Origin of the sequence: Rhizobium sp. CECT 9324, assembly GCF_918741265.1 — a bacterium.
In the GTDB taxonomy this organism is placed as follows: domain Bacteria; phylum Pseudomonadota; class Alphaproteobacteria; order Rhizobiales; family Rhizobiaceae; genus Allorhizobium.
In genome coordinates this window covers 2,847,658-2,865,528 of record NZ_CAKKMZ010000001.1, presented here as the reverse complement: position 1 = coordinate 2,865,528, position 17,871 = coordinate 2,847,658, and the positions used below count along the sequence as shown (strand labels likewise).

Sequence of the window (17,871 nt, the reverse complement as noted above, 5' to 3'; positions counted from 1 at the left end):
CGGACGGCGGGCGGTTGCGCATTGTTGGGGATTTGACGATGCACGACGAACCGAACGAGTTTCTCGTCCGGGCCGGTTGCTTTTCGACGGAGGAAAAGCATGCCGTCTACCGGGCCATCCATACGCGCCGCGATGTGCGTGATCAGTTTCTTTCCGATCCCTTGCCGGACGACCTTGTCCGACGCCTGTTGGGTGCTGCGCATGCCGCGCCCTCCGTCGGCTTCATGCAGCCGTGGAATTTTCTGCTGGTGCGCGATGATGAGCGGAAGCGTGAAATCTGGGACGCTTTCGACCGGGCCAACCGCGAGGCCACTGCGATGTTCGATGCCGATAAACAAGCGGCCTATCGTGCGCTGAAACTCGAGGGGATCCGCAAGGCACCCCTCGGCATTTGTGTGACCTGCGATCGGGATCGCGCCGGTCCCGTTGTGCTGGGGCGCACACACAATGCACGCATGGACAGTTACTCGACTGTCTGCGCCATCCAGAACCTATGGCTCGCGGCGCGCGCCGAGGGTGTCGGACTCGGCTGGGTGAGCATTTTTAACGAGAGCGAGTTGAAGCGGATCCTGGGCATTCCCGACCCTATTGAAGTCGTCGGCTATCTTTGCCTCGGCTATGTCGACACGCTCTACTCGGCACCGGAGCTTGAGGTCAAAGGCTGGCGATCGCGCCTGCCGCTCGACGAATTGGTCTACGAAAACAGCTGGGGAGACCGGCCTTCCGCGTTCAACACTGCGGCCGGTGTCATTCCTGTAGAGGCTGCGGACCAGGTGCCGCCGGCTTCCTCAGATTGATCGCCCCCGTCGCCGGAGGCAGAAACTGTGGGCCGACCTTGCGGATATTCGAGGCGCTGCCATCATAGGCGCGTTCCAGCGGCGGTGCGACGGTTGCAGAAGCCGATTGGCTCTGCGGCTTTGGCGCGATGGTGAGGATGGAAGACTTGTAGTCCGGAGCAGCCTGCCTCGGGCTCAATCGTTGTCTTGCCTGCTCATGATAACGGGCAAGATCGCATCCACATTGCTTGGTTTCCCCGGCCGTGCGGTTGCGATAGGCGAATGCGTTGGGAAGGTCGCGATATGGCCTGCCGGTCACTGCCGAAATCATGTCCGATGTCTCACTGTACTCTGGAGCGTGGAAATACAGTTCGGTTTCGGTATTCGGGCACATCTGCTGGCACTGGCCTGCGTCCCGGGCGAAATTCATCGCCGAAGTGTTGGACGAAATCGGAAAAAAGCCGCCATCGCAGGTACGCACACACAGAGTGCGGATATTGCCGGTGGGCAGCGGGGCTGGCTGGTCGGACAGGACACCCGGGGCGTTGCGGCTGACTTCATACGGTTCGGCCAACGTGTCGAGATAGGGGACGCGCTGAGCTTCCTCTGGCTCGCTCGCAAGCGTCGCGTCGGTGTCGGGGCTGCAACCATTGGCCACCAATGCTTCGCTCAATCTCGTCCGCGAGCCCTGACTTGCAGCGCTGCCTGATCGAATTTCCTGTAGTTTTGCTGTGAGGATGTCCCTGTTTTCTTCCATCCTGTCGATTGCCTTGGAAAGGTCTCCGCAATCGTTTCCTCCGTCCGGGCGCACAATCACGACCGCGGAGGTCAGGCAGCGTAACCTCTTCTGGTCCTGCTTCGCCTTGCGAAGCTCCAGATTTTGTTGGGCAATGGCGCTGGCATAACGATCGATTTCGGGATTGTCACCGATGATTGTTGACGCGTTCGCAAGTCGGTCGCGCAGTCGCTCACAAACGACCGACGCCGAAGCCGAATTGGGCAGGACCCAGGCCAAGCAGAACGCAGCAACTAGAAGTCTTGGTATCCTCGTCGGCAAAATCGATTTCCCGGTGGCGCGTCGCACTCCGTGTGCCCGCGCCTGCTCCTACACCAGCTAGGCGAGAATACGCCAGTTAAAGCTAAAGTAAAATGACGATGCCGACATTGACCGCCATCGCTGCTGCGCCGTTGGCGGTCAATCCTGTTGTTTAAGCCGCGCGTGCCATTTCGAGCGTCATCGGTTGCTCCAGGACGCTGCCACGGATCGATGCGATGCTTTTCATCCGGGTGAGCAGGTCGTCCGTGATCTGCCAGCCAACGGCAACCGCCTGCACGGAACCGATCCTGTGCGGGGCGGCAATACGCGTGCCCGGGCAGCCCATGCGCTTGAACATGCGCTCCAGGAATATGTCGGTGACGGTTACGATGTGGCTCAGTCCTGATGCCAATCCGAGTTCTCCGACGCCGCACATCAATTCGGCTGCGGCAATGGTGACCTGGTTGCTGGCGCGGTCCTGCGAGATTTCCGGATCGATACAGAAACGGCTCGATTCCCAGATTGCTGCGCTGCGAATTTCTTGGCTCCCGCCCAGCAGGATGGGAAACGTATCGTCGAGCATGTTCGGTCCAAGGGTTGGCAGCAGGCGAAGAGCGCCCCGCAGACGCCCGGTGTCCCCGTAGGATAGTACGTAAAGCGGATTGGCCTGGTCGTAGTGATCAATTTCCCACTCGCCGAGAACGCCAACGTCCCAATTCAGGAGATCGTGGAAGATTGTTTTGCGCAGGCGATGCATGGCGTCGATTTCGGACGGATAGCGTTTGCGGTTGGCGCCGTTAATGATCCTGATCATTCGTCACTCCTTCAGTTGAATGGAGTGCCGAGGATGGCGATTGCAGTTGACCGATGAAACTTTCGGTAGAGACAGCTACGCGTCTGCAATCAAATATTCCATGAGGTCGGAGAAGGGCTAAATCAGTTCCAATGCCTCGTGCGGATTCGCAATCAGATTGCGCCAGAGCGCTTCGGCAACTGCCTGCGGGTTGGTCATCACGTTGAGTTTTCGGCGGGCATTGGACATGAAAAAGCGCACGGTGCGCTCGGTGATCCCGAGAATTGCAGCAATTTCCCAGTAATTCTTGCCGGCTGCCACCCACGACAAGGTCTCAATCTCTCGCCGTGTGAGCCTGTCAGGCGCATGCCGCGGATATGCGTCTGGACGCTTGCGTGCAAGCATTTTTGCGTGAAAGCTGACAGCTAGGGCGGCAATGTCGCGATCATGCACCCGGCGCAGATGCGTCCACTCATGCTCTTCCATATCGGCCTGTATGACGAGGAAAGCGGCTCGGCCATTGTGAGACAGCATGGGGTAGCACGCAGCGACCGAGTTCAGACGAAGTAGGCGTGCAAGTTTTGCGAGGTTTTGCCCTGCCAGGGTTTTGGGGGCGATATCCCGCCAATCGAATGGCTGAACCGCCAAGTCTGCATGTCTCAGCGGGGCCAGCATGAGTGTGTCGCGCAGATTGTTCGTCAGCTTGTTCAGAGTTGCCAACGGCGTGTGGTAAAGACTGTGGGCGACAATGCGACTGTCAACGATCATTCCGTCGAAATAGAGCAGGTGAACGAGGGAATACGTCTGGCGCATGCGATTGAAAAATTGCGCAGGCTCGACACGCTGATCCTGCTCGAGCCAATCACGCAGTCCGAAATAGGCCTCCGCAGATGCCATGGAAAAAACCCTAAAACCAAGGGTTCAGAATGGTTTGGCTTGCTGCGAATTGTCCAGCGGCAATCTGTCCTTGCCGCTGGTAATCGGCCGAAAACCTTGAAGGCCGTCGTCCCGCGGTGGGGCGGGCGACGACGTTATGCCGGTTGCGAGGCTTCCACGACCGCCAGGGCCGCCATGTTGACGACGCCGCGCGACGTCACCGAGGTTGACAGGACGTGAGCCGGCATGGCGGCACCCAGAAGGATAGGACCGACATGCAGTGCATCCATCATGGTGCGCATGATGCCAAGCGAGATGTTGGCAGCATCGAGATTCGGGAAGACGAGCAGGTTGGCTTCGCCCGTCAACGTACTGTCCGGCATGGCCCGTTTGCGCAGTGCTTCCGACAGCGCCGATCCGCCCTGCATTTCGCCATCCACCTCCAGTTCGGGTGCCTCCTGACGCAAGATTCCGAGCGCACTGCGCATCTTTGTGGCGCTTGGCGAGGGGCGCGAACCGAAATTGGAGTGCGACAACAAGGCTGCTTTCGGGGCAATGCCGAAGCGCCGGATTTCCTCGGCGGCGAGCCTTGTCATTTCCGCGATTTCTTCAGCCGAAGGGTCGTCGGTGACAAAGGTGTCGGTAAAGAAGATCGCGCCACGCTGCGAGATCAGCAGGCTGAGACCTGAAAAGTCGCGCACGCCGGGGCGCTTGCCGATAATCAGCCGGACGTCACGCACATGGCGGTCGAAACGGCCTTCGACTCCGCAGATCAAGGCATCGGCATCACCGCGCTTCACTGCAAGTGCGCCGATTACCGTGGTGTTCGTGCGGACAATCGTGCGGGCGGCTTCCGGGTTGATGCCGGCGCGGCCGACAATGGCAAAATAGTCATCGACATAGTCGCGGTAGCGCGGATCGTCTTCCGGATTGACCAATTGGAAGTCGACACCCGGACGGATACGGAGGCCGTAGCGCTTGAGGCGGGTCTCGATGATTTGTGGACGACCGATCAGGATTGGTTCGCCGATGCCATCTTCAAGCAGGACCTGGGCAGCGCGCAGGACGCGCTCATCTTCGCCCTCTGCGAATATGACGCGTTTTTTGGTGGCTATTTTTGCCGCAGCGAAGATCGGCTTCATCACGAAGCCGGAGCGGAAGACAAAGCGGTTCAACTGGTCGAGATAGGTATCGTAGTCGCTGATCGGACGGCGAGCGACACCACTGTCGGCTGCGGCGCGGGCCACAGCCGGGGCAATGCGCAGGATCAGGCGTGGATCGAACGGCGAGGGAATGAGGTAGTCGGAACCAAACGTCGGTGTCTCGCCGGAATAGGCCTTGGCGGCCACTTCCGAGACTTCCTCACGTGCCAGCGCTGCAATGGCACGCACGGCGGCCATCTTCATCTCTTCGTTGATGGTGGTGGCGCCGCAGTCGAGTGCACCCCGGAAGATATAGGGGAAGCAGAGAACGTTGTTTACCTGGTTGGGGAAGTCCGAGCGGCCGGTGCAGATCATCGCATCCGGGCGCGCCGCGCGCGCTTCTTCAGGCATGATTTCCGGCTTTGGATTGGCCAGGGCCATGATCAGCGGGTTGGGCGCCATCTGTACGAGCAGCTCAGGCTTCAGTACGCCTGCCGCAGACAGTCCGAGGAAGACGTCGGCGCCGTGGATGCTGTCGGCCAGCACGCGCTTATCGCTTTCCTGGGCGTAGACTTCCTTCCAAGGGTCCATGAGCTCATTACGGCCCTTGTAGACCAGGCCTTCGATGTCGTGGACCCAGATATTCTCGCGCTTGGCGCCAAGGATGACGAGAAGATTGAGACAGGCGAGTGCTGCGGCGCCGGCGCCGGAGGCGACGATCTTGACCTCCTCGATCTTTTTTCCTGCGAGTTCGAGGCCGTTGAGGATCGCAGCCGCGACGATGATCGCCGTGCCGTGCTGATCGTCATGGAAGACCGGAATGTTCATCTTGGCGCGAAGCTGGTCTTCGACTTCGAAACACTCCGGAGCCTTGATGTCTTCGAGGTTGATGCCGCCGAAGGTCGGCTCCAGGGCCGAAATCGTCGAGACCATCTCATTGACCGTCGGCGCTTCGATTTCAATGTCGAAAACATCGATGCCGGCAAACTTCTTGAACAGAACTGCCTTGCCTTCCATCACCGGCTTGGAGGCGAGAGGGCCGATATTGCCGAGACCGAGAACCGCGGTACCATTTGAGATCACCGCAACGAGGTTTGAGCGCGCCGTATAATCGTCGGCGGCAGCGGGGTTTTCCTGAATGGCAAGGCAAGGTGCAGCGACGCCTGGCGAATAGGCCAGCGCCAGATCACGCTGGTTGCCGAGCGGCTTGGTCGCCTGGATTTCCAGTTTCCCCGGTCGCGGATAGCGATGATAGAAAAGCGCCTGCTCATCGAGGTCCGCAGAGGTGTTGGAGGCTTGCGGCTTGTTCTTGTCCTGGGAATTCATCGGCTCACCGGCAGTTTCTTGAAGGGGAAGTGTGGGTTCCTCAATACACGAATTGCCCGCAAGTGGTAGCCGCTAAGTGTGCTGTTCGGTACTGTGTCATCTTCCTGAAACACGACTCTGGTTAAGCGCTTGATAAAGAGTGCTAGAGGACCGCGACGTGGAAGAAGCCAGCGAAATCCGCCAATTCAGGACACTTTTCATCTCGGATGTCCATCTTGGTTCGAAAGCGGCCAAGACCGATTTCCTTCTCGATTTCCTGCGCCTGCATGAGGCGGAGACGATCATTCTGGTCGGAGACATCGTTGACGGATGGCGGTTGAAGCGCAGTTGGTACTGGCCGCAGGAATGCAACGACGTTGTGCAGAAGCTGTTGCGCAAGGCGCGCAAGGGCACGCGGATCGTCTACATCCCCGGAAATCACGACGAATTCCTGCGCGGCTTTCCGGGTACCCATTTCGGCGGTATCGAGGTCGCTGAGCGTATGATCCACGAGACGGCCGACGGGAAGAAATATCTCGTCCTGCATGGTGACGAGTTTGACGTTGTCGTGCGCAATGCCCGACTGCTCGCCTATCTGGGCGATTGGGCCTACGACACCGCGATCGCGATCAACATTTTCCTTGCAGCCGTCCGGCGCCGTATGGGCATGCCTTATTGGTCGTTTTCGGCCTGGGCGAAACTGCAGGTCAAGCATGCCGTCAATTTTATCGGCGAATTCCAGAAGGTTGTCGCCGAAGAAGCCCGCCGGAACGAGGTCGATGGCGTTATCTGCGGCCATATTCACCATGCGGTCATGGAAGACATCGATGGCATCCACTATGTCAACACGGGTGACTGGGTGGAAAGCTGCACTGCCATTGTCGAGCATCACGACGGCCGGTTTGAGTTGATTTCCTGGGCGCACAAGATCGGTGAAGCAGCTTCTTCCAAGCGAATCGCATCGCCGATGGTTCCGATTTCGTTGCCGGCGCTGGCTGACATTGCCGAAGCTGAGGGCGTCCGCGCAGCCTGAGCGCAGCGGACAGGTGCTGGAAAGCGACAGCCCAGCCAGATTAAAGCCATGGTGTGCGATTAATTCCCAGTTAAGGATTACATCGCCATTTGCGATGGTTATAGTGCACTTCCATTTTGTAGGATTTGCGTGGACGGGATTCGTTGTGGCCCGTCATTTTGGAAGTTGTCTTAGCCTTGAACTCGGTTCAGCCTGAAATCGCGCGTATCACGATCGATGACCTGCCGGAGGGGCGTGGGCGTGTCATTCGGCTCGCCGGAAACTGGAAAAATACCAGTCTCAGCGCCATGGTCAAAAGCGCAGGCAGCCTTGTGGATGACAAGTCCGGGGTTGCCGAAACCGTGGATCTCGACAGTGTTGTCAGCATGGATACAGCCGGCGCCTGGCTGGTTCGGCGTTTCGTCGCGCAGCGGCAGGCTGACGGGCGCGACATTTCGATCGAGGGCGGTACGCCTGAGATGCGTGAACTGATCAATGCGCTGCCCGACCGCGTTCAGCCTCCGGAAAAGAAGAGCAGCCGCAGCAGCCTGTTCGAAACCATCTTCGCACCCGTGGGGATGCTGACAGTCAGTCTCTGGGAAGATTTCGTCGCCATGATGTTTGTGCTCGGCTCTGCCGTGCGCGGCGCCCAGACGAAATTCGGGAGAGGCGGTGGCGTTTCGCCCGCCTCCGTGGTCAATCAGCTCGACCACATGGGCGTTCGCGCCATGCCGATCATCATACTGATGTCGTTCCTGATCGGCGCGATCATCGCGCAGCAGGGTGCTTTCCAGCTCCGCTATTTCGGTGCCGAAGTGTTTGTCGTCGATCTTGTCGGCATTCTACAGTTGCGCGAGATCGGCGTGCTGTTGACGGCGATCATGATTGCCGGCCGTTCCGGCAGCGCCATAACGGCCGAAATCGGTTCGATGAAAATGCGCGAGGAAATCGATGCGTTGAAGGTCATTGGCCTCAACCCGATCGGCGTGCTGGTTTTTCCGCGCCTCGTCGCACTGACTATCGCGTTGCCATTGCTGACCATTGTCGCCAACTTTTCTGCACTTTACGGCGCAGCAGTGGTCGCCTGGGCTTATTCGGGCATCACCTTCGATGTCTTCATTACCCGATTGCATGATGCCGTCGATTACTCGACCCTTGCTTCGGGCATGATCAAAGCTCCGTTCATGGCCCTGATTATCGGTATCGTCGCTGCAGTCGAAGGCATGAAAGTTGGCGGTAGCGCGGAATCGCTTGGCCGGCATGTAACCGCCGCCGTGGTCAAATCCATCTTTGTCGTCATTCTCGTGGATGGGCTGTTTGCCATATTCTACGCGGCCATCGATTTTTGAGGACGCGCATGGAAGACCAGACAGGCAAACAGAAAGAAGTCCGGCAGGCAGAAGTTCGGCAGGCAAAAGACCGGGAAACAATCCTTTCCGTCAAAGAACTGACCGTTGCCTTCGGCGACAATGTCGTGCTCGACAAGCTGGATCTCGACATCTATCGCGGTGAGATCCTCGGGTTCGTCGGCGCGTCCGGCGCCGGTAAATCCGTATTGATGCGCACCGTGCTCCGGTTGCTGCCGCGCCGCTCCGGCAAGATCGAAATCCTTGGTGCCGACTATGACGAGGTTGACGAGCGCGAGCGCACGATGCTCGATACGCGGCTTGGCGTGCTTTTTCAGCATGGCGCCCTATTTTCTGCCTTGACCGTCAAGGAGAACATTCAATTGCCGATGCGCGAATACCTGGATCTGCCGCAATGGCTGATGGATGAGCTCGCCTATCTAAAACTCGAGCTGGTCGGTCTCCACCCCGATGCCGCCGACAAATATCCTTCCGAACTCTCGGGCGGCATGATCAAGCGCGCGGCACTTGCGCGGGCGCTCGCCCTCGATCCGGATCTCGTCTTTCTCGACGAGCCGACGTCGGGGCTTGACCCGATTGGTGCTGCTGAATTCGACGATCTGATCGCTCGGTTGCGCGATACCCTTGGATTGACCGTCTATATGGTCACCCACGATCTCGACAGCCTGTTCTCCGTCTGCGACCGTATCGCCGTGCTGGGTCAGAAGAAGGTTCTGGTCGAAGGCACGCTCGAAGACATGCTCGCCTGTGATGATCCATGGGTGCAATCCTATTTCAAGGGCAAACGAGCCCGCTCCATTCCTCGGCCGGAATCGTCCGGCGTGCATCCGGTAGAGTGACTGACACATGGAAACCAAAGCCAACTATGCCCTCGTCGGCTTTTTCACCCTGCTGGTCATCGGCGCTGCCTTCGGCTTCGTCTACTGGATGGCGGAGTATGGCAGAGGCGGCCCGGTTGCGCCGCTTGCCATTCGCATTCCAGGCTCGGCCAATGGCCTGAGCATCGGCTCGCCGGTGCGCTTCAACGGCATTGCCGTGGGTTCAGTCCGCAATCTCTATATCGACAATGACGACCCGCAGTTCTCGGTGGCGTTTACGGAAGTGCGCGCCGATGCGCCCGTGACGTCCTCCACCAAAGCGGTTCTGGAAATCCAGGGTCTGACAGGGGCTGCCTATATCGAGCTTTCAGGCGGGACAGCCGACGACAAGGAAAACATCCTTGCCAAAGCAATGGCGACCGGGGAGCCAGCGGTTCTGATGGCCGATCAATCGAGCGTGACAAACCTGCTTTCCACCGCGGACAAGATCCTTCAGCGCGCCAATGATGCCATTGGTGATTTGCAGGGCTTTATCGGCGATGCGCGCGCGCCTCTGACCAATACGGTGAAAAATGCCGAGGTGTTCTCCAAATCGCTGGCCGACAATGCCAAGGGCATCGATCAGTTCCTGAAAAGCGTAAGCGCATTGTCCGATTCCGTGTCGGGCCTTTCCGGGCGCCTGGATTCGACCCTCGGTGCGGCCGAAGACCTGTTCAAGGCGCTGAATTCGGAGAAGATCGACAAGATCCTGACCAATACCGAGCGTGCGACAGCAAATATTGCCAGCGCAGCAGATCGAGTTGGTCCGGCCATCGACAGCTTCCGGCAGACGGCAGAGACTTTCCAGCGCTTCGGCAGCAACGCCGACCTGACCCTGCAAAAGGTGTCCAAGCTGGTTGACGCCATCGATAGCCAGAAGGTCGGCAAGGTCGTGGACGATGTCTCCGTGGCATCGGCTGATGCGCGCACCGCGATTGCCGGCTTCAAGGATCTTTCGGTCAGCATCACCGGTCGCAAGGATGATATCAACAAGGCGATCGACGACTTTACCCAACTCGCCAATCGTCTGAACAATGCCTCTGCGCAGGTGGACGGGATCCTGAAGAAGGTCGACAGCTTCCTCGGTTCCGACGACACCAATTCGCTGAGTGCCGAAGCGCGCAAGACGCTGGAGCAGATCCGTCTGACGGCTGAAAACCTCAATGCCCGGATCGGACCGATTGCGGAGAACCTGCAGCGCTTCTCCAGCACCGGCTTGCGGGACATCCAGACACTGGTCAACGATACGCGCCAGACCGTCCGCGGTTTGAACGACGCGATTACCAATTTCGACAACGACCCGCAGCGATTGATCTTCGGCGGTGAAACGATCAAGCAATATGATGGACGGACTCGCCGATGACGGACCGAAATCGCAGGGAATATGACAGCATGACTATGTCCTGTTTGGGAGGCGCGGTGCGCCACAGGCGTGCGCTGATGCGCGGCGCGGTGTTCTTGCCGATGCTGCTTGTCGGCCTATCGGGATGTGCTTCCAAGGCGCCAAACGATACCTTCGATCTCTCGGCAAGCGCTGTCGTTTCGACGAATGCTTCAGCCAAGAACCGGCAATTGCTCATCGCCGATCCGACGGCGCTCAAGGCGGTCGACAGCGAGCAGATCCTGGTGCGCGTGTCCAATTCCGAGATTCGCTATTTGTCCAAGTCGCAGTGGAGCGACAAGCTGACGCGCATGGTCCAGTCAAAGCTGGTGGAAGCATTTGAGGACACCGGCCGTCTGGGTGGTGTCGGCAAGCCGGGGCAGGGCCTTGCCATCGATTATCAGTTGATCACCGATGTGCGCGCATTTGAAGTGGCGACCGTCGGCGGAGATCGCGGTGTGGTCGAGATGTCGGCCAAGCTGCTCAATGATCGCAATGGAACGGTCGTTGCCCAGAAGGTCTTCAGGGCAGAAGCGCGCGCTGCGGGAACGAGCAACGAGGCCTATGTCACGGCAATGGACAAGGCCTTTGGCTCGGTCACTGCAGAGATCGTCACCTGGGCGCTCACGGCCATCTGATTTTTCATAGTTTGAGTCAGAAAAGCCCCGGATCCATTTGAGATCCGGGGCTTTTTCGTTTTCAGCTTGGTGACCCGTCTGCCGCCTCTGCCACTATCTTAACTGAAGCGGCCAGCGGCATGCGCCAGCATGGTATAGACCTTGCCGGTGTCCGAGGTGAGGTAGGACTGGGTCACGCTCTTGTCGCGATCGGTGCGTGCAACATCGGCCAGAAGCTTTTCGAAATCGGCGATGTAGCGATCGACAGCGACGCGGAACTCGGGCTCGCGGTCATACTTGCGCTTGATCTCGTCAAAGGTCTGCTGACCCTTCAGCGTATAGAGGCGACGGGTGAACACGTCACGCTCGCCGCGCTGGTAACGACGCCAGAGTTCGACCGAGGCATCATGGTCGATGGCGCGGGCGATATCGACCGAAAGCGAATTCAGTGATTCCACCATATGGCGCGGGTTGCGGCTGTCGGCCTGGCGCGGTGCAGCAGCCGACGAATCCTGTGCCGGACGGGCCGGGGCCGGGCGTGCCGGCGCAGGTGCGGCCGCTGCTGCCGTCTCATCGCGCGAGGCGCCGCGCAGCAGGTCGCTGATCCAGCCACCACCTTCGACGCGGCTCGCTGGCTGCGTCGGCTGGCTGTAGCCTTCGCCAAGCTCCAGGCTGCCGCGCAGAGCATAGTTTTCGGCGGGGCGAGCAGCCGGCTGGGCTTGAGGAGCAGGGGCGGGTGCTGCGACCGGGGCACGACGCACCGGTTCCGGCTGGGCCTCTGCCAGGCGACGGGCGACGGGCTCGGAGATTTCCAGCGTCTGGCTGGTACGGCCGACAAGCTGCGAAATGTCCTGCAGTGCCTTGATCTGTTCGGCCACGGCGCGGCGCATGGCGGCAGCGCTTTCCTTGGCCTCTTCGGGCAGATCGAACGCACCGCGCTTCAACTCGTTGCGGGTCAGGTCCAGTTCCTTGCGGATGTCGGTGGCCGAGCGACGGATTTCGTCGGTGGCGCCGGCAAAGCGGGCGACGGCGTCGGTCACTGCCTGCTGCATGGCTTCGCGAAGGGCGACCGCGGCACCTTCCGACTTACGGCCGGCTTCTCCGAGCAGGTGGTCAATGTCGTTCAGGGAAACAGCGAGGCCGCCGCGTAGACGGTTCGCAAGCTCGCCCGAACGCTTCTCGGCTTCGGTCAGCGTCTTGTCGATGGAAACCTGTGCCTCCTGTTCGGCGGAGAGCAAGGCATTGCGCATGTTGGTCGCGGTGACCTGTGCCTTCTTTTCCGTCTCCCCAAGCACCTGTCCGATGTCGGCGAAGGAGGCCTGAACGCTCTCTCGCATGTTGGCTGCCGTCGACTGGGCGCGCTTTTCCGTCTCACCAAGGATATGGCCGATGTCGGTGAAGGACGCCTGGACACTCTGGCGCAGGTTGCCCGCCATCTGGCCAGATCGCTGTTCGGCACGGTCGAAGGCCGTTTCGACCATCTTGCCGAGGCTCTGCATGGTGTTTTCAATTTCTTCCGAGCGCTTGACCAGGCCGATCGAAAGCTCGCGCAGGGCCTGCTGGCGTTCTTCCAGCGTGCCGACCAGATTGGACTGCGCGGCGGAGAGAAGTTCGGATGCCTTGCCCAGCACCTTGGTATGCTCGCCGAAGCGGCCGACGATCGACGAAACCTGGCCGAGCGTCTCGGTCGAGACGACTGTCAGGCGCTCGAGCTGTCCATCGAGAAGGCGGTTGGAGGTGGAGAGAATATCCGTCGCCTTGCCTGCGGTCTCGTGGAAACGCGCCGCCGTGGCACCCAAGCGGCTATCGAGCGAACCGATGCTCTGAACCGCCTGTTCAACGATGGTCGAGATACCGGAATTGCTTTCGCCGAGCCGCTCGATAAGCTGCGAGGCATTGGCAACGATAGAGTTTTCTGCGGCACTCAGAGTTGCTGCGGCGCGGTCGGCACGGTCGGTAATTGCGCCGAGCACGGCCGCATTCTCTGTACGCAGGCGTTCAGCACTCTGTTCCGCCGCCGCGGTGATCTGTTCGGCAGCAGCGCGTCCGGTCTGGGCATAGGTCGCGATCATAGGACCGGCCTTTTCGTCGATCAGGCGCGACAGTTCCGCGGAGCGGCTCGACAGCATCGAGTTCAGTTCGCGGGTCCGGTCGTCGAGAACCGAACGAATGGTGTTGCCGCGTGCCTCCAGCGCCTTCTCGACGGCGTCCATGGTGATGGCCAGTTCCTGGGTGTTTCCGGCAATAGCTTCGCGGATGGCGGCGGTACGGCCTTCCAGTGTCGAGCCGACATCCGCCAGGGTGCCGGAGAGGTTGGCGACCTGCGCACTGACCAGGGCCTCTGCCTGCGAGACCTTGTTGCTGATCGCATCGCCCGCCTGGGAGAAGGTCTGGGCAACGGCTGCTGCCTGACCCGCAAGGCGGCTCTGGGTGTCTTCGATGCGCCGGGTCAGATCCTGCGACTGTTCCTCGACGGTGCGGCTCAATTCGGCACTGCGTTCACCGATCTGTTCGGCAAATTGCGTGCTCGAAGCTGTCAGGCGGTCCACCGAGCGCTGTGCTTCGGTGTCGAGATCGCGGGCTGCGTCGGCAACGGCACCACGCAGGGCGGCGGCAAGACCTGCGGCCTTGCCTTCGATCGTGCGGTTGACGTTTTCAAGACCAATGTTGAGCGCGCGGTCCATGGTCGACAGCCGTTCGTCGATCTGGGCGGTTCGGCCTTCGAAGGTTTCTGCGACCTTGGCGGTTCCGTCGTCGAGGATCTGGGCAACGCGGGTGCTGGCTTCGCTGCCGACGCGCTCAATTGCGGTGACCTTCTCATCGAGGCGGGCCGCAAATTTTTCGCCGGCATCGTTGACCCGGGCGTCCACGCCGTCAAGGCCGTTGCGAAGGCGGTCTTCCAGTGTACCGAGGCTGAGTTCGATCCGGGTGCTGGTTTCGTCCAGGCGCGTGGTCATGCCGCTGACGGATTGCTCCACAACACCGGAAAATTCCTGGGCGGAGCGTGTGATGTCGCCGGCCGCGTCGCGGATCTGGGACGTCAAGGAGCCTGCGGTTCCGCGCAGGCGTTCGTCGAGCGCCTTGCTGCTGTCATCAATGGCACGCCGCAGCGTGCCCTCGTGGTCTTCAAGGCTCATTTCCAGCATGCCGGCCGATGCGGCCAGCGATGCACCGAGAGAGGTCGAGTGTTCGACCAAGCTGTTTTCCAGGTCGCCCTGCGCGTCGCGCAGCGTCGTGGAAATTGCGTTCGTACGATCGTCCAGGGTGGCGCGGATGCGCTCATGCGTGTCCACGAGCCTGGTGTCGATCTGACTGACGCCCGATGCAATCGTGTCGGCGATCCGGTTGGTATTGTGGCTGAGCGTTTGCGACAATTCGTTGTTTGCGCCTTCCAGCGTGGTCCGCAGGTGTTCGCCGGTGCCAGCCAGCTTGCCGTCAATGTCCGTGATGCCGCTCGACAGTGTCTCGGTGATGTAACTCGAGTGGCGTCCCAGGGTCCGCTCCATTTCACCACCGGCATCTTCCAGTGCGGAAGCGAGGTAAGCGGTGTGGCCGGCGAGCGACAGGTCGAGTCGCTGCTGGCTTTCGCCATAGGCGCTGCGGACAGATTCCGCCTTTTCGGCGAACGCTGCATCAATGCGCCGATCGGCATCGGCGACTGCGTCGATGATCCCGGAGGCGCGTTCGGTCAACGTTTCTTCCAGGCGTCGCTGGCCGTGAGACATGGCCTCGACGATGCGACCGGAATTCTGGCTCAGCGTCAGTTCCAAGGTGCTGCTGGCGTCTTCCAGCGTGGAGGCGAGATAGGCCGTGTGGCCAGCCAGAGAAAGATCGAGCTTTTCGTGGTTTTCACCATAGGCGTTGCGGATCGCGTCAACCTTCTCGGCGAATGCGGCATCGATACGGCGGTCGGCATCGGCGACGGTGTCGATGATGCTGGATGCGCGCTCGGACAGTGTTTCGTCGAGACGGCGTTGGCCGTCGGACAGCGCCTCGATAATACGGCCCGAGTTCTGGCCGATCGTCTGCTCGAGCGTGCCGGCGGCATCCTCGAGCGTCGATGCGAGATAGGCCGTGTGGCCAGCGAGAGATAGATCGAGCTTTTCCTGGTTGTCGCCATACGCGCTGCGGATCGCCTCTGCCTTTTCGGCGAATGCGGCCTCGATACGCCGATCAGCATCGGCAACCGTGTCGACGATATCCACCGTGCGCCGGGACAGCGCATCTTCCAGGCTGCGCTGACCCATGGAGAGTGTCTCGGCTATGTCCTGGCTGCGTGTGCTCAACGCCAGGTCCAGTTCGAGGCTCCTCGTGGCAAGCGAATCGGCAATGTCACGGCTGGCCGCATCGATGGACTGGGCAATCTGCTGGCTTTGCGATCCCAGAGTTTCGGCGATGTCGCGACCCTTGATCTCCAGTGTTTCGGCCAGATGCTGACTGCCTGTGCTGAGCGCGATATCGAGTTCCAGGCTCTTGGTGCCGAGTGTGTCCGCAATGTCGCGGCTGGCAGCCTCGACCGTCTGCACGATGGTCAGGCTCTGCGTTTCAAGCGTCTGCGCGAAGTCGCGGCTCTTGCTCTCCAACGTATCGGCAAAGCGGTCCTGATTGCTGTTCAATGCATTGATGATGAGTTCCGACCGTGTGGTCAGTGTTTCGTCAAAGCGTGTCTGGTTGTCCGCAAGGGCAGAGTAGAGTGCGCCGCCGCGCTCTTCCATGACCTGATCGATCCGTTTCTGTGCGGTTTCCAGACTCAAGGTCAGTGCCGCTGCCCTGGCAGACATGGCGTCGGCAATTTCCTGGGCGCGGCCGGCAAGAGCGCTGTCGATCATTTCCTGGCCGGTTCCGAGTGTCGCGGCATAGGCGAAAGACTGGTCTGCCAGAGTGGAGCCCAAGCGCTCGATGCTCGAGGTCAAAATGCCATCGATCGATTCAGAACCACCGGTCACGGTTTCATTGATCCGGGCAAGGCTTTCCATCAGCTTGTTGTCGAGGGTGCCGGCACGTTGGTCGAATGCGCTGGAGAATTCGGCGACACGGCTGTCGAACGTTGCGTTGATCTGGCCGATGGTTGTCTGGAATCGATCCTCAAACAGGCCCGAACGCAGGTCCAGATCGACGATCGCGTCGTCAGCGGCCGACTTCATGCTCTGACTAAAGGACCGGCCGCGCTCATCGAGCGAACCGTTGAGCTTGGCGAGTACGTCGTCCAAGGATGAGGTGATGGTGTGCTCGCCGCCCTTCAAGGTCTCGGCAATATCGCGGGTCCGTTCGACGAGCGTCTCGTTGAGCTGGCGCGCACGCTCGTTGAGCGCTGCGTTCAGTTTTTCTGTGTTGGCATCTAGCGTCGAGGCGCGGGTCTCGAACTGGCCAAGCAATTCGCGGCCACGTTCGCCCAGAGTGGAAGACAGATTGGCGAGCTGTGCGTCGAATTCCGAAGCCAGAGAGATGCCTGACGCCGCAAGCGTCTGGACCATGTTCTCTGTCTTGTGGGTGAGAAGAGAGCCGAGTGCCGTCACCGCTGCATCGGACCTCTCGGTCAGCGTCGCTGCGCGCGTGTCGATCATCGAGGCGAAAGCTTCGCCCGATGTCTGCAGGCGTACGGAGATTTCTTCCGTCGCCAGCGACAGTTCTTCCTTCAGCTGGTCATGCGCGCCAATGATCGACGAGCGGATGCGCTCGGCGTGATTGACGATTGCGTCGCGCTCGGCGCCCAGTTCGTGCACGAGGCCGCGTACACGCAGTTCGTTGTCGGTGTAGCTGCGCTCAAGCGCCGTGACTTCGGAATGCACCAGCGTTTCAAGTTCCGTCGCGCGGGCGATCGTGCGTTCGATGCCCTCGTTCATGGCAGAAACTTCACGGCGGACAGCCTGGCCGACGGTCATGATACGCTCGGAGGCGATGGTTTCCGGCTCCGACAGTCGCAGAGCCACTTCGGCCATGGATCTTGCTGCATTGCGCAGATCATGGGCACGCGCCATCATGATGGAAAAGGCGAAAAACAGCATGATCGGCACAATGGTGCCAACAAAGATTGCGACGACGCCCGGCATTGCGACGATGTCGGCAACCGTCGGCGCCTGCCACATCTGCGTGCCATAAAGAAGTTGTGTCAGTCCGACTGCGCCAAGGACCCATAGAGCCGAAATGATGGTGGCATTGCGCAGAGCCGTCGGCAGCGATGCGCCGTCCAGCGACTTCAAGATAGCGGCGGGCGTGCGGCGCGACGTGTCATTGGCCGGGGCAAAGGCCGGGGCCTTGGGGGCAGGCTCTGGAGCAAGCTCGCTGGTGCGAACGGCACGGCGCTCCTGTGGCTTCTTCGCCGATGCAGGATTTTGAACGGGTTCAGACACGGGGCTCTCCGATGCGCGTGCCGCCGGTCGGACGGGTTTAGTCGCCGGCGCCTCATTGTCGAAATCAATGCTCAGGGCCGCCTCAAGAGCTTGAAAAGCGCTCTCATCAATAGAGTCGGACTTCTTGTTCGCCATAGGGTTACGCCTCGTTACCGCTACTCTCGGCAGTTCGATCCAAGGTCTCTCCGCCGCCTGCGTTCGAGCCTGGTCTGACTGCCTTACTTCAGGATCCCCGTCTGCCGCCACGCCAGCCGAAGACCCCTTTGGATCTCATCGTCGAAGCGCTGGCAATCACCACATTCGCGATGAGTTTTAGCACTATCCGACATTGGGGCAAAGATTTCAGCCTTTAGCCCATT

General features: G+C 60.1%; 11 protein-coding genes. 6 read left to right on the top strand and 5 right to left on the bottom strand.

Features of this window, described 5'->3' with window-relative positions:
* Window positions 1–38: 38 nt before the first annotated feature.
* The gene (bluB, locus tag LQ231_RS14025) at window positions 39–797 is read left to right on the top strand and encodes a 5,6-dimethylbenzimidazole synthase (protein ID WP_230171778.1); all 759 of its coding nucleotides are present in this window, start codon (window positions 39–41) and stop codon (window positions 795–797) included.
* On the opposite strand, the gene LQ231_RS14020 is transcribed toward bluB, so the two are convergent.
* The 4 genes from LQ231_RS14020 to LQ231_RS14005 all read right to left on the bottom strand — a co-directional run bounded on the left by LQ231_RS14020 (window position 748) and on the right by LQ231_RS14005 (window position 5,949).
* A complete protein-coding gene (locus LQ231_RS14020; protein ID WP_230171777.1) occupies window positions 748–1,449 on the bottom strand; it encodes a DUF2865 domain-containing protein in 702 nt (233 codons plus the stop codon). The two genes, bluB and LQ231_RS14020, sit on opposite strands and share 50 nt — an antisense overlap.
* 535 nt (window positions 1,450–1,984) lie before the next feature.
* Entirely contained in the window at window positions 1,985–2,626 is a 642-nt protein-coding gene (locus LQ231_RS14015; protein ID WP_230171776.1) for an acyl-homoserine-lactone synthase, read from the bottom strand.
* 117 nt (window positions 2,627–2,743) lie between these two features.
* Window positions 2,744–3,502, bottom strand: coding sequence for a helix-turn-helix domain-containing protein (locus LQ231_RS27220; RefSeq protein ID WP_290371361.1), 759 nt, complete (start codon window positions 3,500–3,502; stop codon window positions 2,744–2,746).
* A 134-nt stretch (window positions 3,503–3,636) separates the two neighbouring features.
* Window positions 3,637–5,949 (bottom strand): NADP-dependent malic enzyme, encoded by a 2,313-nt coding sequence (locus LQ231_RS14005; RefSeq protein ID WP_113141608.1) that lies wholly within the window; start codon window positions 5,947–5,949, stop codon window positions 3,637–3,639.
* Window positions 5,950–6,106: 157 nt separating this feature from the next.
* On the opposite strand from LQ231_RS14005, the gene LQ231_RS14000 reads away from it, so the two are divergent.
* The 5 genes from LQ231_RS14000 to LQ231_RS13980 all read left to right on the top strand — a co-directional run bounded on the left by LQ231_RS14000 (window position 6,107) and on the right by LQ231_RS13980 (window position 11,183).
* A complete protein-coding gene (locus tag LQ231_RS14000; protein ID WP_113142484.1) occupies window positions 6,107–6,961 on the top strand; it encodes a UDP-2,3-diacylglucosamine diphosphatase in 855 nt (284 codons plus the stop codon).
* A gap of 176 nt (window positions 6,962–7,137) precedes the next feature.
* Window positions 7,138–8,289, top strand: a complete 1,152-nt coding sequence (locus LQ231_RS13995) for an ABC transporter permease (RefSeq protein WP_113141607.1) — start codon at window positions 7,138–7,140, stop codon at window positions 8,287–8,289.
* An 8-nt stretch (window positions 8,290–8,297) separates the two neighbouring features.
* Window positions 8,298–9,146 carry an ABC transporter ATP-binding protein gene (locus LQ231_RS13990; protein ID WP_230171775.1) on the top strand — a complete coding sequence of 283 codons (849 nt, stop codon included), beginning with the start codon at window positions 8,298–8,300 and terminating at the stop codon, window positions 9,144–9,146.
* Between the two features lie 7 nt (window positions 9,147–9,153).
* Window positions 9,154–10,527, top strand: a complete 1,374-nt coding sequence (locus LQ231_RS13985; protein ID WP_230171774.1) for an MlaD family protein — start codon at window positions 9,154–9,156, stop codon at window positions 10,525–10,527.
* A 29-nt stretch (window positions 10,528–10,556) separates the two neighbouring features.
* Complete coding sequence (locus LQ231_RS13980) at window positions 10,557–11,183, top strand: ABC-type transport auxiliary lipoprotein family protein (protein ID WP_230171773.1); 627 nt, start codon at window positions 10,557–10,559, stop codon at window positions 11,181–11,183.
* A gap of 98 nt (window positions 11,184–11,281) precedes the next feature.
* Here the strand turns inward: LQ231_RS13980 and LQ231_RS13975 are convergent, their stop codons facing one another.
* Window positions 11,282–17,647 carry a hypothetical protein gene (locus LQ231_RS13975; RefSeq protein WP_230171772.1) on the bottom strand — a complete coding sequence of 2,122 codons (6,366 nt, stop codon included), beginning with the start codon at window positions 17,645–17,647 and terminating at the stop codon, window positions 11,282–11,284.
* Window positions 17,648–17,871: the final 224 nt, after the last annotated feature.